The organism is Pantoea sp. X-Soil-TKNS-1279 (assembly GCF_059730565.1).
On record NZ_AP035948.1, the window covers coordinates 301,435 to 319,703 of the forward strand.

The following is an 18,269-nucleotide window of genomic DNA, read 5'->3' on the forward strand; positions in this document are numbered from 1 at the left end:
AGCTTAGCGTTTTTCTTCTATATAGAAGAAACGTTGGCCTCAGGTAACGCCCCAAAAGGGGCATCCTTCATGTCGCGGGGCATTGTAGCGAAAACGTTTGCGCGATGCTCGCCTAAATTCATTTCTGTCGTGAGATGTGGATAACTTTGTGTGTAAGTGGGTATAAGGCGGGGTTTTGCTGTGGAATGCAGCGAACGGTTGTTTTTATTGAAATTAGCGGTTGCGTGCGCCGAACAACTCCCTATAATGCGCCTCCATCGACACGGCACAACGGTTTACGAAGTGCGGTGTTGAGAGAGAAGTTCTGAAGGAACTCTCGGCAGAGAAAATCGCTGAAAAAAGAGATTGACTCTGAAGGAGGAAAGCGTAATATACGCCACCTCGCGACAGACGGTTAACCCGCTGCTCGCACTGCTCTTTAACAATTTATCAGACAATCTGTGTGGGCACTCGCAGGATTGATATCAAAAGTCTACGGACTTAAAAAATATCAAGTCTCAAGAGTGAACACGTAATTCATTACGAAGTTTAATTCTTTGAGCATCAAACTTAAATTGAAGAGTTTGATCATGGCTCAGATTGAACGCTGGCGGCAGGCCTAACACATGCAAGTCGAACGGTAGCACAGAGGAGCTTGCTCCTTGGGTGACGAGTGGCGGACGGGTGAGTAATGTCTGGGGATCTGCCCGATGGAGGGGGATAACTACTGGAAACGGTAGCTAATACCGCATAACGTCACAAGACCAAAGTGGGGGACCTTCGGGCCTCACACCATCGGATGAACCCAGATGGGATTAGCTAGTAGGTGGGGTAACGGCTCACCTAGGCGACGATCCCTAGCTGGTCTGAGAGGATGACCAGCCACACTGGAACTGAGACACGGTCCAGACTCCTACGGGAGGCAGCAGTGGGGAATATTGCACAATGGGCGCAAGCCTGATGCAGCCATGCCGCGTGTATGAAGAAGGCCTTCGGGTTGTAAAGTACTTTCAGCGGGGAGGAAGGGATGATGTTTAATACGCATCATCATTGACGTTACCCGCAGAAGAAGCACCGGCTAACTCCGTGCCAGCAGCCGCGGTAATACGGAGGGTGCAAGCGTTAATCGGAATTACTGGGCGTAAAGCGCACGCAGGCGGTCTGTCAAGTCGGATGTGAAATCCCCGGGCTTAACCTGGGAACTGCATTCGAAACTGGCAGGCTAGAGTCTTGTAGAGGGGGGTAGAATTCCAGGTGTAGCGGTGAAATGCGTAGAGATCTGGAGGAATACCGGTGGCGAAGGCGGCCCCCTGGACAAAGACTGACGCTCAGGTGCGAAAGCGTGGGGAGCAAACAGGATTAGATACCCTGGTAGTCCACGCTGTAAACGATGTCGACTTGGAGGTTGTGCCCTTGAGGCGTGGCTTCCGGAGCTAACGCGTTAAGTCGACCGCCTGGGGAGTACGGCCGCAAGGTTAAAACTCAAATGAATTGACGGGGGCCCGCACAAGCGGTGGAGCATGTGGTTTAATTCGATGCAACGCGAAGAACCTTACCTGGCCTTGACATCCAGAGAACTTAGCAGAGATGCTTTGGTGCCTTCGGGAACTCTGAGACAGGTGCTGCATGGCTGTCGTCAGCTCGTGTTGTGAAATGTTGGGTTAAGTCCCGCAACGAGCGCAACCCTTATCCTTTGTTGCCAGCGATTCGGTCGGGAACTCAAAGGAGACTGCCGGTGATAAACCGGAGGAAGGTGGGGATGACGTCAAGTCATCATGGCCCTTACGGCCAGGGCTACACACGTGCTACAATGGCGCATACAAAGAGAAGCGACCTCGCGAGAGCAAGCGGACCTCATAAAGTGCGTCGTAGTCCGGATTGGAGTCTGCAACTCGACTCCATGAAGTCGGAATCGCTAGTAATCGTAGATCAGAATGCTACGGTGAATACGTTCCCGGGCCTTGTACACACCGCCCGTCACACCATGGGAGTGGGTTGCAAAAGAAGTAGGTAGCTTAACCTTCGGGAGGGCGCTTACCACTTTGTGATTCATGACTGGGGTGAAGTCGTAACAAGGTAACCGTAGGGGAACCTGCGGTTGGATCACCTCCTTACCTGAAGATACTTTCCTTCGAAGTGCTCACACAGATTGTCTGATGAAAACGTAATGAGCAAGACGGCTGCGAAGTCGTGACACTTCATGTGTCCCCTTCGTCTAGCGGTTAGGACTCCGCCCTTTCACGGCGGCAACAGGGGTTCGAATCCCCTAGGGGACGCCACTTGCTTGGTGACAGGTGAAAGGTGTCGCTGCTCAGTATCTCAAAACTGGCTTACGAGTCATGTTTGAGATATTTGCTCTTTAACAATCCGGAACAAGCTGAAAATTTGAAACGACACGTTGTTTCATTTCTCCGTAATAAGAAATGAAAGCGATGTGTTCGAGTCTCTCAAATGCTTGCAGTCTGCATGCGTGAAAACGTCTGTGGGTTGTGAGGTTAAGCGACTAAGCGTACACGGTGGATGCCCTGGCAGTCAGAGGCGATGAAGGACGTGCTAATCTGCGAAAAGCGTCGGTAAGGTGATATGAACCGCAACAGCCGACGATGTCCGAATGGGGAAACCCAGTGCACTTGTGCACTATCGTTAACTGAATACATAGGTTAACGAGGCGAACCGGGGGAACTGAAACATCTAAGTACCCCGAGGAAAAGAAATCAACCGAGATTCCCCCAGTAGCGGCGAGCGAACGGGGAACAGCCCAGGACCTGAATCAGTTTGTGTGTTAGTGGAAGCGTCTGGAAAGTCGCGCGATACAGGGTGACAGCCCCGTACATGAAAATGCACATTCTGTGAGTCCGATGAGTAGGGCGGGACACGTGGTATCCTGTCTGAATATGGGGGGACCATCCTCCAAGGCTAAATACTCCTGACTGACCGATAGTGAACCAGTACCGTGAGGGAAAGGCGAAAAGAACCCCGGCGAGGGGAGTGAAACAGAACCTGAAACCGTGTACGTACAAGCAGTGGGAGCACCTTCGGGTGTGACTGCGTACCTTTTGTATAATGGGTCAGCGACTTATATTCTGTAGCAAGGTTAACCGTATAGGGGAGCCGCAGGGAAACCGAGTCTTAATTGGGCGTTAAGTTGCAGGGTATAGACCCGAAACCCGGTGATCTAGCCATGGGCAGGTTGAAGGTTGGGTAACACTAACTGGAGGACCGAACCGACTAATGTTGAAAAATTAGCGGATGACTTGTGGCTGGGGGTGAAAGGCCAATCAAACCGGGAGATAGCTGGTTCTCCCCGAAAGCTATTTAGGTAGCGCCTCGTGAACTCATCTCCGGGGGTAGAGCACTGTTTCGGCTAGGGGGCCATCCCGGCTTACCAACCCGATGCAAACTACGAATACCGGAGAATGTTATCACGGGAGACACACGGCGGGTGCTAACGTCCGTCGTGAAGAGGGAAACAACCCAGACCGCCAGCTAAGGTCCCAAAGTCATGGTTAAGTGGGAAACGATGTGGGAAGGCCCAGACAGCCAGGATGTTGGCTTAGAAGCAGCCATCATTTAAAGAAAGCGTAATAGCTCACTGGTCGAGTCGGCCTGCGCGGAAGATGTAACGGGGCTAAACCATGCACCGAAGCTGCGGCAGCGACACTATGTGTTGTTGGGTAGGGGAGCGTTCTGTAAGCCGCTGAAGGTGGACTGTGAGGTCTGCTGGAGGTATCAGAAGTGCGAATGCTGACATAAGTAACGATAAAGCGGGTGAAAAGCCCGCTCGCCGGAAGACCAAGGGTTCCTGTCCAACGTTAATCGGGGCAGGGTGAGTCGACCCCTAAGGCGAGGCTGAAAAGCGTAGTCGATGGGAAACAGGTTAATATTCCTGTACTTGGTGTTACTGCGAAGGGGGGACGGAGAAGGCTAGGTTATCCGGGCGACGGTTGTCCCGGTTTAAGCGTGTAGGCTTGCATTCCAGGCAAATCCGGAATGCTTTAAGGCTGAGGCGTGATGACGAGCCACTACGGTGGTGAAGTAACTGATGCCCTGCTTCCAGGAAAAGCCTCTAAGCTCCAGGTAACACGAAATCGTACCCCAAACCGACACAGGTGGTCAGGTAGAGAATACCAAGGCGCTTGAGAGAACTCGGGTGAAGGAACTAGGCAAAATGGTGCCGTAACTTCGGGAGAAGGCACGCTGGCATTAGGTGAAGGGACTTGCTCCCGGAGCTGAAGCCAGTCGAAGATACCAGCTGGCTGCAACTGTTTATTAAAAACACAGCACTGTGCAAACACGAAAGTGGACGTATACGGTGTGACGCCTGCCCGGTGCCGGAAGGTTAATTGATGGGGTTATCCGTAAGGAGAAGCTCTTGATCGAAGCCCCGGTAAACGGCGGCCGTAACTATAACGGTCCTAAGGTAGCGAAATTCCTTGTCGGGTAAGTTCCGACCTGCACGAATGGCGTAATGATGGCCAGGCTGTCTCCACCCGAGACTCAGTGAAATTGAAATCGCTGTGAAGATGCAGTGTACCCGCGGCAAGACGGAAAGACCCCGTGAACCTTTACTATAGCTTGACACTGAACATTGAGCCTTGATGTGTAGGATAGGTGGGAGGCTTTGAAGTGTGGACGCCAGTCTGCATGGAGCCAACCTTGAAATACCACCCTTTAATGTTTGATGTTCTAACGTAGGCCCGTAATCCGGGCTGCGGACAGTGTCTGGTGGGTAGTTTGACTGGGGCGGTCTCCTCCCAAAGTGTAACGGAGGAGCACGAAGGTTGGCTAATCCTGGTCGGACATCAGGAGGTTAGTGCAATGGCATAAGCCAGCTTGACTGCGAGAGTGACGGCTCGAGCAGGTGCGAAAGCAGGTCATAGTGATCCGGTGGTTCTGAATGGAAGGGCCATCGCTCAACGGATAAAAGGTACTCCGGGGATAACAGGCTGATACCGCCCAAGAGTTCATATCGACGGCGGTGTTTGGCACCTCGATGTCGGCTCATCACATCCTGGGGCTGAAGTAGGTCCCAAGGGTACGGCTGTTCGCCGTTTAAAGTGGTACGCGAGCTGGGTTTAGAACGTCGTGAGACAGTTCGGTCCCTATCTGCCGTGGGCGCTGGAGAATTGAGGGGGGTTGCTCCTAGTACGAGAGGACCGGAGTGAACGCACCACTGGTGTTCGGGTTGTCATGCCAATGGCATTGCCCGGTAGCTAAGTGCGGAAAAGATAAGTGCTGAAAGCATCTAAGCACGAAACTTGCCCCGAGATGAGTTCTCCCTGACTCTTTGAGAGTCCTGAAGGGACGTTGAAGACGACGACGTTGATAGGCCGGATGTGTAAGTGCAGCGATGCATTGAGCTAACCGGTACTAATGACCCGTGAGGCTTAACCTTACAACGCCAGAGGCGTTTTGGTTGAGAGACGCGAGAATTTTCAGCTTTGTTCGAACGGATTGATTCGTATGGCCTGTGAGGGCGGTACGGATAAACAGAATTTGCCTGGCGGCTGTAGCGCGGTGGTCCCACCTGACCCCATGCCGAACTCAGAAGTGAAACGCCGTAGCGCCGATGGTAGTGTGGGGTCTCCCCATGCGAGAGTAGGGAACTGCCAGGCATCAATTAAGTGAAGAAGCCCTGAACGAAAGTTCAGGGCTTTTTTACGTCTGCGCATTTCGTCGCGGCGCGATTTATCGCGCATTTTTCTGCGTCCGGAACAATAAAACCCGCGCGATAAATCGCACCGCAACGGGTAATGATGCGATAAATCGCACCATTACAGCTTAACTGTTAGAACGTTAAGCTCGCTGTAATTCCCCCAACAAATGCATTTTTTACGCTGCTGTCTGCGCCTGGCGCGACAACATATTGCAGATTAGGACGCAATGTAAGCCATGAGCTGGCGTTCCAGGAATAGTAGAGTTCATAGTCGTATTCAGAGCCTCTGATCACTGGTAGATAAGTAGCATCATTCACGCTTTGCGCACCGTTCTCTTCATTCTCCCGCTCGAGCATGCGGCTGTATGCCGAATTCACATGCAAACGCGCCATACCTAAACCAATTTCATCCTGGGGACGCGTAGCAAAAAGCCCCTTCCAGCTCAGTGCCACCGTTTGGGTATAATCGAGTTTTGAGGTGCGCTTATCATGCATCACCTGGCTCAGCGTCAGAGACAAGCTGCGATGATTATCATGTTGCAGGGAAAATAATTGCTGCTGAACAATGGCATAAGCGCCGTAGCCATGCGCGGTATCGCCATATTGACCGTGTTGCCAGCTGTGATAAACCCCACCCTGAGCCGAAGAGTAGTAAGCACCCAGGCGATAATTTCCCTGTAGTGCATCAGCACCAAGCTTTGGCTGCCAGCCAATTTCTACCGGAACCAGATTGCCATCGGAGTGATTGACCGAGAAATGAAAACCGCTGCCGCGATTATCGTTATCATCGTTCTGATTATAAAATCCCACCTTAACATAGACATCCGGCGTGATATTCAGCTGTAAACGCCCCATCCACTGAGATACCGGCCAGTTCATCCAGCGATCGCTACGAGATTTACCCGGAATACCCGGTCCGAGCGCCAGGTTCTGGAAATGCGACTCGATGGTGCCAAAATCCTCCCCTACCGTTGCACGACCCAGCTTAAGATTGACATGGTCGTTGAAAAAACCGCTACGCAACCAGAACTGTGTCAGTCGCCATGTCTGACCGCGGCCATAAACCTCCTGAACAGAAGAAAGCATCGGGGCTTTAGGATTTGCCACCTGTTCCGACAGGTTCTGCCCATTACGATCGGTCACTGTGGCCTGGAAATCAGTGTCCTGCCACCCCAGCAATTTTTCCAGATCGAGATGGGTACTGAACATCCATTGATCGGTATAACGTGCAGTAGTGGAGGATTGATAGCCACCTGCCAGATTCGCGGCACTCTCCATCACATAATTAACATTAAAATCAATGCCTTGTTGTTGAAGGGCGGTACGCTGACCATCCCAGTCACCTAACATCCACGGTGAATCACTGGAGAAGGGTGCGGCAGCCGCAAACCCGTAGGGTGACGCCATGACCAGCATGCCTGGTACGATCAGGTGTGCAATTTTGAGTTTATGCATAGTAAAAAACCTTACAGATATAATTTCCGAGCCAAAAAGTTAAATAAAGGGATATTTCAAAATTGGAATTAATAGTGTGGTCTGTTTTTATAACAGAAGTGACTTATACACCTGACGTGATTTAAATTTTATAAATATTTATCTGGCGGTTTTGATTGAGAACAATAAAATTCATAACATAATGAATTTAATCGTATTTATATTTAAATTTCATAAGGATTTAATTATTTGCCTCACTTTTATCGCTGGCATTTATACAACCTAAAAAGTCTGGATTATAAACCAAATAAATATGGGTAGAATGTTTTCCCTCCGCTTTGATTATTTAAATTGGCCCGCAGTTAATTAATTTCAGGCTGTCAGAGATTCTTTCTTCGCCAGATCCTTAAGACACATTAAGCTGAAACATTTTCATAAATCGCATGAAGACTCGACATTCACGATACTCCAGGCTAATGTCAGGCATCTGGATGTCTAAACGTTTATACGGTTGTAAGAGGTAAGCAGGTTATGCCAATCAGGATCCCCGACGAGTTACCGGCAGTGAATTTCTTGCGCAACGAGAATGTCTTTGTGATGACCTCGTCGCGCGCCAGTGTTCAGGAGATCCGTCCGTTGAAAGTGCTGGTCCTCAACCTGATGCCGAAAAAGATTGAGACCGAAAACCAGTTCCTGCGCCTGTTATCCAACTCGCCATTGCAGATTGATATTCAGCTACTGCGTATCGACAGCCGCGAGTCACGTAATACCCCCACCGAGCACCTGAATAATTTCTACTGCAATTTTGAGGATATTCAGGATGATAACTTCGATGGACTGATTGTTACCGGCGCGCCGCTGGGTCTGGTTGATTTCAATGATGTCGCCTACTGGCCGCAGATTCAGCGTGTGCTGCACTGGGCAAAGGAACATGTCACCTCGACGTTATTTGTCTGCTGGGCGGTACAGGCCGCGTTGAATATTCTCTACGGCATTCCTAAACAGACGCGCCAGCACAAGCTGTCTGGCGTGTATGAGCATCAAATCCTGCATCCGCATGCGTTGCTGACGCGTGGTTTTGATGACAACTTCCTCGCCCCGCATTCGCGCTATGCCGACTTTCCCAGCCAGCTGATCCGTGATTACACCGATCTGGAGCTGTTTGCCGAATCGGAAACCACCGGGGCCTACCTGATGGCGAGCAAAGATAAGCGCCTGGCGTTTGTTACCGGACACCCGGAGTACGATGCGCTGACGCTATCCGGTGAATACCATCGTGATTACGATGCCGGCCTGCATCCCGAGGTGCCATTTAACTATTTCCCTCACGACAACCCGGAGTTGCCGCCACGCGCTACCTGGCGCAGTCATGGCAACCTGTTGTTCTCAAACTGGCTGAACTATTACGTTTACCAGATCACGCCGTTTGATCTACGACATATGAATCCGACACTCGAGTAACCGTTCCAACTCATTTGACCTTGCCGTGGTTGCCTCGTGTAACCACGGCTTTTTTATGCCTGCGAGATGTCGTGGAAGTTATTGCCTTTAATTCGAGACTTTAAATTACATTTAAATCATGTGGTTGAATTGCATTGCAATCAAAAATGGAAATTGTTTTTGAAAATAAAATAAAAATCATTATGCTCTGATCTTGCAGGTCAAAAAATACCCTACAGCCGGATCCCGCAACGCAATCAGGGATCAACACAGGAGGCAGCCCGCATGACAGACTCGGTTATCAGCAGTACGCTAACCTTCAGCCAGCCCTTTACCCACGCGGAAAAGCAGCTGCTCACCCCGGAAGCGATCGACTTCCTGCACTCCCTGGTGGCACGTTTCGCCCCGGAACGCGATCGCCTGTTGAAAGCTCGCGAGCAACGGCAGCAGCGTTATGACCAAGGCGCATTGCCAGGCTTTGATTCGGAAACGGCTTCCATTCGTGAAAATGCATGGCAGGTGCGCCCCATTCCCGAGTTACTGCGCGATCGCCGCGTTGAGATCACCGGACCACCGGATCGCAAAATGGTGATCAACGCATTGAATGCGAACGTAAAAGTCTTTATGGCGGATTTTGAGGATTCGCTGGCACCCACCTGGCAAAAATTGGTTGATGGTCAGCTGGCGCTGCGTGATGCGGTAAAAGGTACGCTGAGCTTCACCAGTGAAGCAGGCAAGATCTACCAGTTACGATCCGATCCGGCATTGCTGATGTGCCGTGTGCGCGGTCTGCATCTGGATGAGAAGCATGTGGAATGGCGTGATCGTGCCATCCCCGGTGGGTTGTTCGATTTTGCGTTGTATCTGTTTCACAACGTCGATGCGCTGCTGGAGAAAGGTCATGGGCCGTGGTTCTATCTGCCGAAAACCGAACATGCCTCGGAAGTGGCGTGGTGGCGTGAAATCTTCCGTTTCAGCGAAGATCGGCTTGATCTGCCACGCGGCACCATTAAAGCCACGGTGTTGATCGAGACGTTACCGGCGGTATTCCAGATGGATGAGATCCTGTGGGAGCTGCGCGATCATGTGGTCGGTCTGAACTGTGGTCGCTGGGATTATATCTTCAGCTACATCAAAACGCTGGGGCAGCATGGTGAACGCATCCTGCCAGATCGTCAGCAAATCAGCATGGATCAACCTTTCCTGGATGCCTACTCGCGTCTGCTGATCAAAACCTGCCATCGGCGCGGCGCGCTGGCAATGGGTGGCATGTCGGCGCTGATCCCAAGCAAGGATGAAGAGCGTAATGCCTGGGTGATGCAGAAGGTACGGGAGGACAAGGCTCGTGAAGCGGCAAACGGCCACGACGGCACCTGGGTGGCACATCCTGGTCTGGCGGATATTGCGATGGCAGAATTTAATCGCCAACTGGGCGATCGACCTAACCAGTTGCATGTCAGCCGCGAGCAAGACAATCCGATCACCGCCGAGCGCTTATTACTTCCCTGTCGCGGCAAACGTACCGAAGCCGGGATGCGCGCCAACATCCGGGTGGCGCTGCAATATCTGGAGTCGTGGATCAGTGGCAACGGCTGTGTCCCCATTGATGGTCTGATGGAAGACGCCGCGACTGCCGAAATTGCCCGTACCTCGATCTGGCAATGGATTCACCACAAGCAAATCCTCAGCGATGGTCAGCTGGTGACGGCTGCATTGTTTGAACAACTGCTGGATGAAGAGTTACATGCGTTACAGCACAGCCTCGGTGAAGAGCGCTTCCGTCATGGACGTTTTGCTGATGCCGCTGCGCTGATGGCGCAAATCACCACCGATGATGAACTGGTTCCTTTCCTCACCCTGCCAGGTTACCGCCTGCTGCCATGACCCAGGAGACATTGCCATGACGACTCGTGCACAACAAATCAAACAACTGGAAACCACCTGGCGCGACGCGCGCTGGCAGGGCATTACCCGTCCTTACAGCGCGCAGGATGTGGTGAATTTACGCGGTTCGGTGAATCCGGCTTGCACCCTCGCCGAACGCGGCGCGCAAAAGCTGTGGTCGCTGCTGAATGGCGAATCGCAAAAGGGTTACATCAATAGCCTGGGGGCATTGACCGGTGGTCAGGCGGTACAACAGGCGAAAGCGGGTATTGAGGCGATTTATCTCTCCGGCTGGCAGGTGGCGGCGGATGCCAACCTTGCCGGGCAAATGTACCCGGATCAGTCGCTGTATCCGGTGAACTCGGTACCGGCGGTAGTGGAACGTATCAATCAAAGCTTCCAGCGTGCCGATCAGATTCAGTGGGCCAGCGGAATGTCGCCGGACGTTGAAGGGTTTATTGATTACTACCTGCCGATCGTGGCGGATGCTGAAGCGGGCTTTGGCGGGGTGCTCAACGCGTTTGAGTTGATGAAGTCGATGATCCAGGCAGGTGCGGCGGCGGTGCATTTTGAAGATCAACTGGCGGCGGTAAAGAAATGCGGCCATATGGGCGGCAAAGTGCTGGTGCCAACGCAGGAGGCGATTCAAAAACTGGTGGCGGCACGACTGGCGGCAGATGTGATGGATGTCCCGACGGTGCTGATCGCCCGCACCGACGCGGATGCTGCTGACCTGATCACCTCGGACTGCGATGAATATGATCGCGCCTTTATTACTGGTGAGCGCACCTCGGAAGGGTTCTTCCGCACTCGCGCCGGGATTGAGCAGGCGATCAGTCGCGGTCTGGCCTACGCCCCTTATGCGGATGTGTTGTGGTGCGAAACCTCGACGCCGGATCTGGCGCTGGCGCAGCGTTTTGCCGACGCGATCCATGCGCAATATCCCGGAAAGCTGCTGGCCTACAACTGCTCGCCGTCGTTTAACTGGAAGAAAAACCTCGATGATCGCACCATCGCCCGCTTCCAGCAGGCGTTGAGCGAGATGGGTTACCGCTTCCAGTTCATCACCCTGGCAGGTATTCACAGCATGTGGTTCAACATGTTCGACCTGGCGCACGCCTATGCGCAGGGCGAGGGGATGCGCCACTACGTGGAGAAAGTACAGCAGCCAGAATTCGCGGCGCGTGAGAAGGGCTACACCTTCTCGTCCCATCAGCAGGAAGTGGGTACCGGCTATTTCGACCGTATCACCACGGTGATTCAGGGGGGCCAGTCGTCGGTGACGGCGCTGACCGGTTCCACGGAAGCTGCACAGTTCTGAGTTGTGATCCCTGGCCCACGGAGGGGCCATATTGCCGGGAGACGTGCCTATGCCGCCGAGAGAATCCCTGATCGCCCATACCATCCTGCAAGGTTTTGACGCGCAGTATGGCCGCTTTCTCGACATTACCGCCGGTGCCCAGCAGCGTTTTGAACAGGCCGACTGGCATGCGGTACAGCAGGCGATGAAGGCGCGTATTCACCTTTACGATCACCATGTCGGTCTGGTGGCAAACCAGCTACGGATCATCAACGGTGCGGCAGACTGGGATGAGGCCTTCTGGCTGCGGGTGAAAAGCCACTACGAAACGCTGTTGCCGGGTTATCCGCGCCATGAGATTGCCGAAAGCTTCTTTAACTCGGTGTATTGCCGCTTACAGGGCCATAGCCATCTGTCGCCTGAGCGGCTGTTTATCTTTCCGTCGCAGCCGTATGCCTCCGCCCCGGAATCACCGCGCCCGCTGTCGCGTCTGTACCGGCCCCAGCAGGGGTGGCAGGAGACATTACGGCAGATCCTCAACGATATCCCGCTGCGTCTGCCGTGGCAGGATCAGGCGCGTGATATCAGTTGGGTGGTGCGCCATCTGCACGAACAATTCAGCGCAACGCAGTTAGCGACGGCGACGTTGGATGTGGCCTGCGAGCTGTTTTACCGCAATAAAACCGCATGGATAGTGGCGCGCCTGCGACTGGCCGATGCCACTTTCCCGTGCCTGTTACCGATCCAGCGTGATGAAGCCGGGCGGTTGTGGATTGATACCTGTCTGACTGACAGCAACGACGCCAGCATCGTGTTCGGTTTCGCCCGCGCCTACTTTATGGTTTATGCCCCGGTGCCTGCTGCGCTGGTGGCCTGGCTGGCACCCATTCTGCCCGGCAAAACCACCGCTGAACGTTATATGGCGATTGGCTGCCAGAAGCATGGCAAAACCGAATGTTATCGCGAATATCTGCACTATCTGGCGCACAGCGAGGAAGAGTTCACCATTGCCCCAGGCGTTCGCGGCATGGTGATGTTGGTGTTCACGCTGCCAGGATTTGATCGGGTTTTTAAGGTGATCAAAGACCGTTTTGCCCCGCAGAAGGAGGTGACGGAAGCGCAGGTGCGCGACTGCTACCAACGGGTGAAAGAGCATGATCGTGTCGGTCGCATGGCGGATACCCAGGAGTTTGAACACTTCGCGCTGCCGCGTGCACGTATCCCGGCGGCGCTGATGGCCGAGTTTGAACGTGAAATCCCGGAAAAAATCTGCATTGAAGATGACGTGGTGATTATTCGGCATCTGTGGCTGGAGCGCCGTATGCAGCCGCTCAACTTGTGGCTGGCACAGGCCGATGCTGCGCAGCGCCGCCATGCCATTGAAGAGTATGGCGATGCCATACGCCAGTTGGCGGCAGCGAACATTTTTCCGGGGGACATGTTATTTAAAAACTTCGGCATGACGCGCCACGGTCGGGTGGTGTTTTACGATTACGACGAAATCCGCCCGATGACTGAGTTACAGTTCCGTGACGTACCGCCCGCGCGTTACGAAGAGGATGAACTCCAGGCCGAGCCGTGGTATAGCGTCGGGCCAGATGATGTGTTCCCGGAAACGTTTCGCTATGCGTTATGTAGCGAACCGGCCACCGGGAAATTGCTGCTGGCGCTGCATCCTGAGTTATTCGATGCGGGCTGGTGGCGCGCCCAACAAGCGCGTATTCGTCAGGGGCATATTGAGGAAGTGATCGCGTGGCGGGCGGCACAGCGCTTTAGCGTGCGCTATGCTCTGCTCCCTGCTTAACGTCCGGCGTAAGCCTGAGTCACCTGTTTCGCGGCGCGGATCACCAGCGCACCTAATTCGGTGATGCGGTCATCAGTCATACGCGCAATCGGGCCGGAAATGGAGATCGCCGCAAAGGGTTCACCATGTTCGTCATAAATCGGTGCTGCCACGCAACGCAGACCCAGCGCGTGTTCTTCATCATCGTGAGAAAAACCCATCTTGCGAATCAGCGCCAGATTCTCTTTCAGGCTATGCGGCGACATCAGGGTTTTCGGTGTGTAGTAATGCAGCCCTTTTTGATGCAGCAACGCCGTCACCTGATCGTCGCTCAGATGCGCGAGGAAGGCTTTGCCAGCGCCGGAAGCGTGCATCGGCAGCTTACCGCCAATCGGTGCAGACATACGCATCAGTTGAGTGCACTGCACCTGGTCGATAATCACCGCCTGATAATCACTGAGATCCAGCACCGCCAGATTGACGGTTTCCCCGGCATCTTCCATTAACTTGCGCAGAATTGGATGAACAATCGCCAGCAGATTGCGACTTTGCAGGAAGCTGCTGCCGACAACAAACGCATGCGAACCAATCGCCCAGAAACCGAGATCACCCACCTGATGGACGAAGCCCTGCTGCTGCATGGTGGTGAGCAGGCGATGGGTGGTGGAGTTGGGTAAACCGGCCTGTTGTGCCAGTTCAGTCAACGGCACGCTGCCGTGTGATTCTGCAATCAGTTCCAGCAAGCGCAGGCCGCGCGTCAGGGATTGGACCTGGCCGCCAGCCGGGGCCGAGCTGGCCGCAGCGGTACGGGGTTTTTTGCCGCGTTTGGCGGGTGCAGGGGTAACCATGACGTCTCCAGAATTGCTCCAAATATGGAAACCATTTTCGTTTTTCGTCTGGTGAATGCAAACGCTGGCTTACTGGTCGGATCTGTAAAGTCACACTCTGAAAATGTCTCAACTGGCATAACTTTTACCCACCGTAAAGTTATGCCAGTATGTCTGGCTGGCATTTCAGCCAACGTAATGACGTGGACGGGGCAAGAGTGAGCAACAGAATAGAAGCGCTGCATCAGCAGCTCGCGCGACGCATCATGATTCTGGACGGTGGCATGGGCACCATGATCCAGAGTTATAAACTGGACGAGCAGGATTTTCGTGGCAGCCGTTTTGCCGACTGGCCATGCGATCTGAAGGGCAACAACGATTTGCTGGTGCTGTCCAGGCCTGAGGTGATCCGCGAGATCCATGACGCTTACCTCGCGGCAGGTGCTGATATTCTGGAAACCAATACCTTCAATGCCACCACCATTGCGATGGCGGATTACGAGATGGAGGCGTTGTCGGCGGAGATTAACTTCGAGGCCGCGAAACTGGCGCGTGCCTGTGCCGACGAATGGAGTGCAAAAACCCCTGAGCGCCCACGCTACGTGGCCGGGGTGCTTGGCCCGACCAACCGCACCTGTTCCATCTCACCGGACGTGAACGATCCCGCTTTCCGTAATATCACCTTTAATCAGCTGGTGGACGCCTACCGTGAATCCACCCACGCGCTGATCAAAGGCGGTTCTGACCTGATCATGATCGAAACGGTGTTCGATACCCTGAACGCCAAAGCCGCGATTTACGCAGTGCAGGCCGAGATGGAGGCGATGGGGGTCAAGCTGCCGCTGATGATCTCCGGCACCATCACCGATGCCTCTGGCCGTACCCTGTCCGGTCAGACGACGGAGGCCTTTTATAACTCGCTGCGCCATGCTGAGCCGCTCTCCTTCGGTCTTAACTGCGCATTGGGACCCGATGAACTCCGTCAGTATGTCGCTGAATTGTCGCGCATTGCCGAAGGTTACGTCACCGCACACCCTAACGCCGGTCTGCCCAACGCCTTTGGCGAATACGATCTCGATGCCGCCACTATGGCACAGCAGATTGGTGAATGGGCGCGTTCCGGCTTTCTGAATATTATCGGTGGCTGCTGCGGCACCACGCCGGAGCATATTGCGGCGATGGCCGCGGTAGTGGACGGCGTTGCCCCACGTCAATTGCCGGAGATCCCGGTGGCGTGTCGCTTGTCCGGGCTGGAACCGCTGAATATCAGCGCTGACTCGCTGTTCGTTAACGTGGGCGAACGTACCAACGTAACCGGTTCGGCGAAATTTAAGCGTCTGATTAAAGAAGAGAAATACAACGAAGCGCTGGATGTGGCGCGTCAGCAGGTGGAAAGCGGCGCGCAAATCATCGATATCAACATGGACGAAGGTATGCTGGATGCGGAAGCGGCGATGGTGCGCTTCCTCAACCTGATTGCCGGTGAACCGGATATCGCGCGCGTGCCGATCATGATCGACTCCTCCAAATGGGAGGTGATTGAGAAAGGGCTGCAATGCATCCAGGGCAAAGGCATCGTCAACTCGATCTCGATGAAAGAGGGGATTGAGCCGTTTATCGATCACGCACGTAAGGTGCGTCGTTACGGTGCGGCGATGGTGGTGATGGCGTTTGACGAAGTCGGTCAGGCGGATACCCGCGCACGCAAAATTGAGATCTGCCGTCGTGCTTACCAGATCCTCACCGAAGAAGTCGGTTTCCCGCCGGAAGATATCATCTTCGACCCGAACATTTTTGCCGTCGCTACCGGTATTGAAGAACACAACAATTACGCGATGGACTTTATCGGTGCTTGTGAAGACATCAAACGCGAGCTGCCGCATGCGATGATCTCCGGTGGTGTCTCCAACGTATCGTTCTCGTTCCGGGGTAACGAACCGGTGCGTGAAGCGATCCACGCGGTGTTCCTTTACTACGCAATTCGCAACGGAATGGACATGGGTATTGTCAACGCCGGGCAGCTGGCGATTTATGACGACTTACCCGCTGAACTGCGCGATGCGGTGGAGGATGTGATCCTCAACCGCCGTGACGACGGCACCGAGCGTCTGCTGGAGCTGGCGGAGAAGTACCGTGGTGCCAAAGGCGACGGCGAGCAGGAAAAACAGCAGGCGGAATGGCGCAGCTGGGATGTGGTCAAACGTCTCGAATATTCGCTGGTTAAAGGTATCACCGAGTTTATCGAGCAGGACACCGAAGAAGCGCGCCAGGCATCTGCGCGGCCGATTGAGGTGATTGAAGGGCCGCTGATGTCCGGCATGAACGTGGTGGGCGATCTGTTTGGCGAAGGGAAGATGTTCCTGCCGCAGGTGGTGAAATCCGCGCGCGTGATGAAGCAGGCGGTGGCTTACCTCGAGCCTTTTATCCAGGCGAGTAAAGAAGCGGGCAGCAGCAACGGCAAAATTGTGCTGGCGACGGTGAAGGGCGATGTGCATGACATCGGCAAAAACATCGTTGGCGTGGTGCTGCAATGTAACAACTACGAAATCATCGATCTTGGCGTGATGGTGCCGAGTGACAAAATTCTGAAAACCGCGATTGAGCAGAAGGCCGACATTATCGGCCTCTCCGGGCTGATCACGCCATCGTTGGATGAGATGGTCAACGTGGCGAAAGAGATGGAGCGTCAGGGTTTCACCCTGCCGCTGCTGATTGGCGGCGCAACCACCTCTAAAGCGCATACCGCAGTCAAAATCGAGCAGAACTACAGCGGCCCGACGGTGTACGTACAGAACGCCTCGCGCACCGTTGGCGTGGTTTCTTCGCTGCTGTCACCGACGCTGAAAGATGATTTTGTGGCACGTACGCGCAAAGAGTACGACACCGTGCGTATTCAGCATGCGCGCAAAAAGCCGCGTACTCCGCCGGTCAGCCTGCAAATCGCGCGTGACAATGATTTCTCATTTGACTGGGAAAGCTATACGCCGCCGGTGGCACACCGTCTCGGCGCCAGTCCGGTAGAGGCTAGCATTGAAACGCTGCGTAACTACATCGACTGGACACCCTTCTTTATGACCTGGTCACTGGCCGGGAAATACCCACGCATTCTGCAAGATGAAGTCGTGGGTGAAGAGGCACAGCGTCTGTTCCATGATGCTAACGCGATGCTCGATATGCTGAGCCAGAAAGGTACGCTTCAGCCACGCGGTGTGGTGGGGATTTTCCCGGCTAACCGCGTGGGCGATGACATCGAAATTTACACTGATGAAAACCGCAACCAGGTGTTGTGTGTGAGTCATCACTTACGTCAACAGACGGAAAAAACCGACTTTGCTAACTATTGTCTGGCTGACTTCGTGGCACCGAAATCGAGCGGCAAGGCGGATTACCTTGGTGCTTTTGCGGTCACCGGTGGCCTCGAAGAAGATGCACTGGCCGAAGCCTATGACCAGCAGCATGACGACTACAACAAAATCATGATCAAGGCGGTGGCGGATCGTCTGGCTGAAGCGTTCGCGGAATATTTACATGAGCGAGTGCGTAAGGTGATCTGGGGCTTTGCTGCTCATGAAAACCTCAGCAATGACGAACTGATTCGTGAGAATTATCAGGGTATCCGTCCGGCACCGGGTTATCCCGCATGCCCGGAGCACACCGAAAAAGCGCAGATCTGGCAACTGCTGGATGTGGAAACCCATACCGGCATGAAGCTGACCGAGTCCTTCGCTATGTGGCCGGGGGCATCAGTGTCCGGCTGGTATTTCAGCCATCCTGACAGCCGCTATTTCGCCGTGGCGCAGATTCAGCGCGACCAGGTGGAAGATTACGCGGTGCGTAAAGGGATGAGCATCAGTGAGGTGGAGCGCTGGCTAGCGCCGAACCTCGGCTACGACGCAGACTAGTCTTTGCTGCGCGATTTATCGCGCATATTTGGGCGACCCACCGGGCCGCCCATTTTTATGGCGG

7 protein-coding genes, 1 tRNA gene and 3 rRNA genes are annotated in these 18,269 nt (G+C 54.0%); 9 read left to right on the forward strand and 2 right to left on the reverse strand.

What is annotated here, in order from left to right:
* Positions 1 to 551 precede the first annotated feature (551 nt).
* From AC6I8N_RS01380 to rrf, 4 genes are all read left to right on the forward strand, one after another.
* Positions 552 to 2,093, forward strand: a 16S ribosomal RNA gene (locus AC6I8N_RS01380).
* Between the two features lie 90 nt (positions 2,094 to 2,183).
* Positions 2,184 to 2,258: transfer RNA gene (locus AC6I8N_RS01385), tRNA-Glu, on the forward strand.
* Positions 2,259 to 2,472: 214 nt separating this feature from the next.
* A 23S ribosomal RNA gene (locus AC6I8N_RS01390) occupies positions 2,473 to 5,374 on the forward strand.
* Between the two features lie 104 nt (positions 5,375 to 5,478).
* Positions 5,479 to 5,594: ribosomal RNA gene (rrf, locus tag AC6I8N_RS01395) — 5S ribosomal RNA — on the forward strand.
* Together the 16S, 23S and 5S rRNA genes with 1 tRNA gene alongside form the textbook arrangement of a ribosomal RNA operon.
* Positions 5,595 to 5,767: 173 nt before the next feature.
* Here rrf and AC6I8N_RS01400 read toward each other — a convergent pair.
* On the reverse strand, positions 5,768 to 7,090 hold the full coding sequence (locus tag AC6I8N_RS01400) for a carbohydrate porin (RefSeq protein ID WP_497829889.1): 1,323 nt from the start codon (positions 7,088 to 7,090) through the stop codon (positions 5,768 to 5,770).
* Between the two features lie 510 nt (positions 7,091 to 7,600).
* Between AC6I8N_RS01400 and metA the strand changes: the two genes are divergently transcribed.
* From metA to aceK, 4 genes are all read left to right on the forward strand, one after another.
* Positions 7,601 to 8,530, forward strand: a complete 930-nt coding sequence (gene metA / locus AC6I8N_RS01405; RefSeq protein ID WP_021186252.1) for a homoserine O-acetyltransferase MetA — start codon at positions 7,601 to 7,603, stop codon at positions 8,528 to 8,530.
* A 264-nt stretch (positions 8,531 to 8,794) separates the two neighbouring features.
* Positions 8,795 to 10,393: a malate synthase A gene (aceB, locus tag AC6I8N_RS01410; RefSeq protein WP_021186253.1), complete on the forward strand. Its 1,599-nt coding sequence runs from the start codon at positions 8,795 to 8,797 to the stop codon at positions 10,391 to 10,393.
* 16 nt (positions 10,394 to 10,409) lie between these two features.
* On the forward strand, positions 10,410 to 11,714 hold the full coding sequence (aceA, locus tag AC6I8N_RS01415) for an isocitrate lyase (protein ID WP_021186254.1): 1,305 nt from the start codon (positions 10,410 to 10,412) through the stop codon (positions 11,712 to 11,714).
* Positions 11,715 to 11,763: 49 nt separating this feature from the next.
* Positions 11,764 to 13,497 (forward strand): bifunctional isocitrate dehydrogenase kinase/phosphatase, encoded by a 1,734-nt coding sequence (gene aceK / locus AC6I8N_RS01420; protein WP_497829890.1) that lies wholly within the window; start codon positions 11,764 to 11,766, stop codon positions 13,495 to 13,497.
* On the opposite strand, the gene iclR is transcribed toward aceK, so the two are convergent.
* Entirely contained in the window at positions 13,494 to 14,324 is an 831-nt protein-coding gene (gene iclR, locus AC6I8N_RS01425; RefSeq protein WP_021186256.1) for a glyoxylate bypass operon transcriptional repressor IclR, read from the reverse strand. The two genes, aceK and iclR, sit on opposite strands and share 4 nt — an antisense overlap.
* Before the next feature lie 149 nt (positions 14,325 to 14,473).
* Here iclR and metH point away from each other — a divergent pair, with 149 nt between their 5' ends.
* Positions 14,474 to 18,205: a methionine synthase gene (gene metH, locus AC6I8N_RS01430; RefSeq protein WP_497829891.1), complete on the forward strand. Its 3,732-nt coding sequence runs from the start codon at positions 14,474 to 14,476 to the stop codon at positions 18,203 to 18,205.
* Positions 18,206 to 18,269 lie beyond the last annotated feature (64 nt).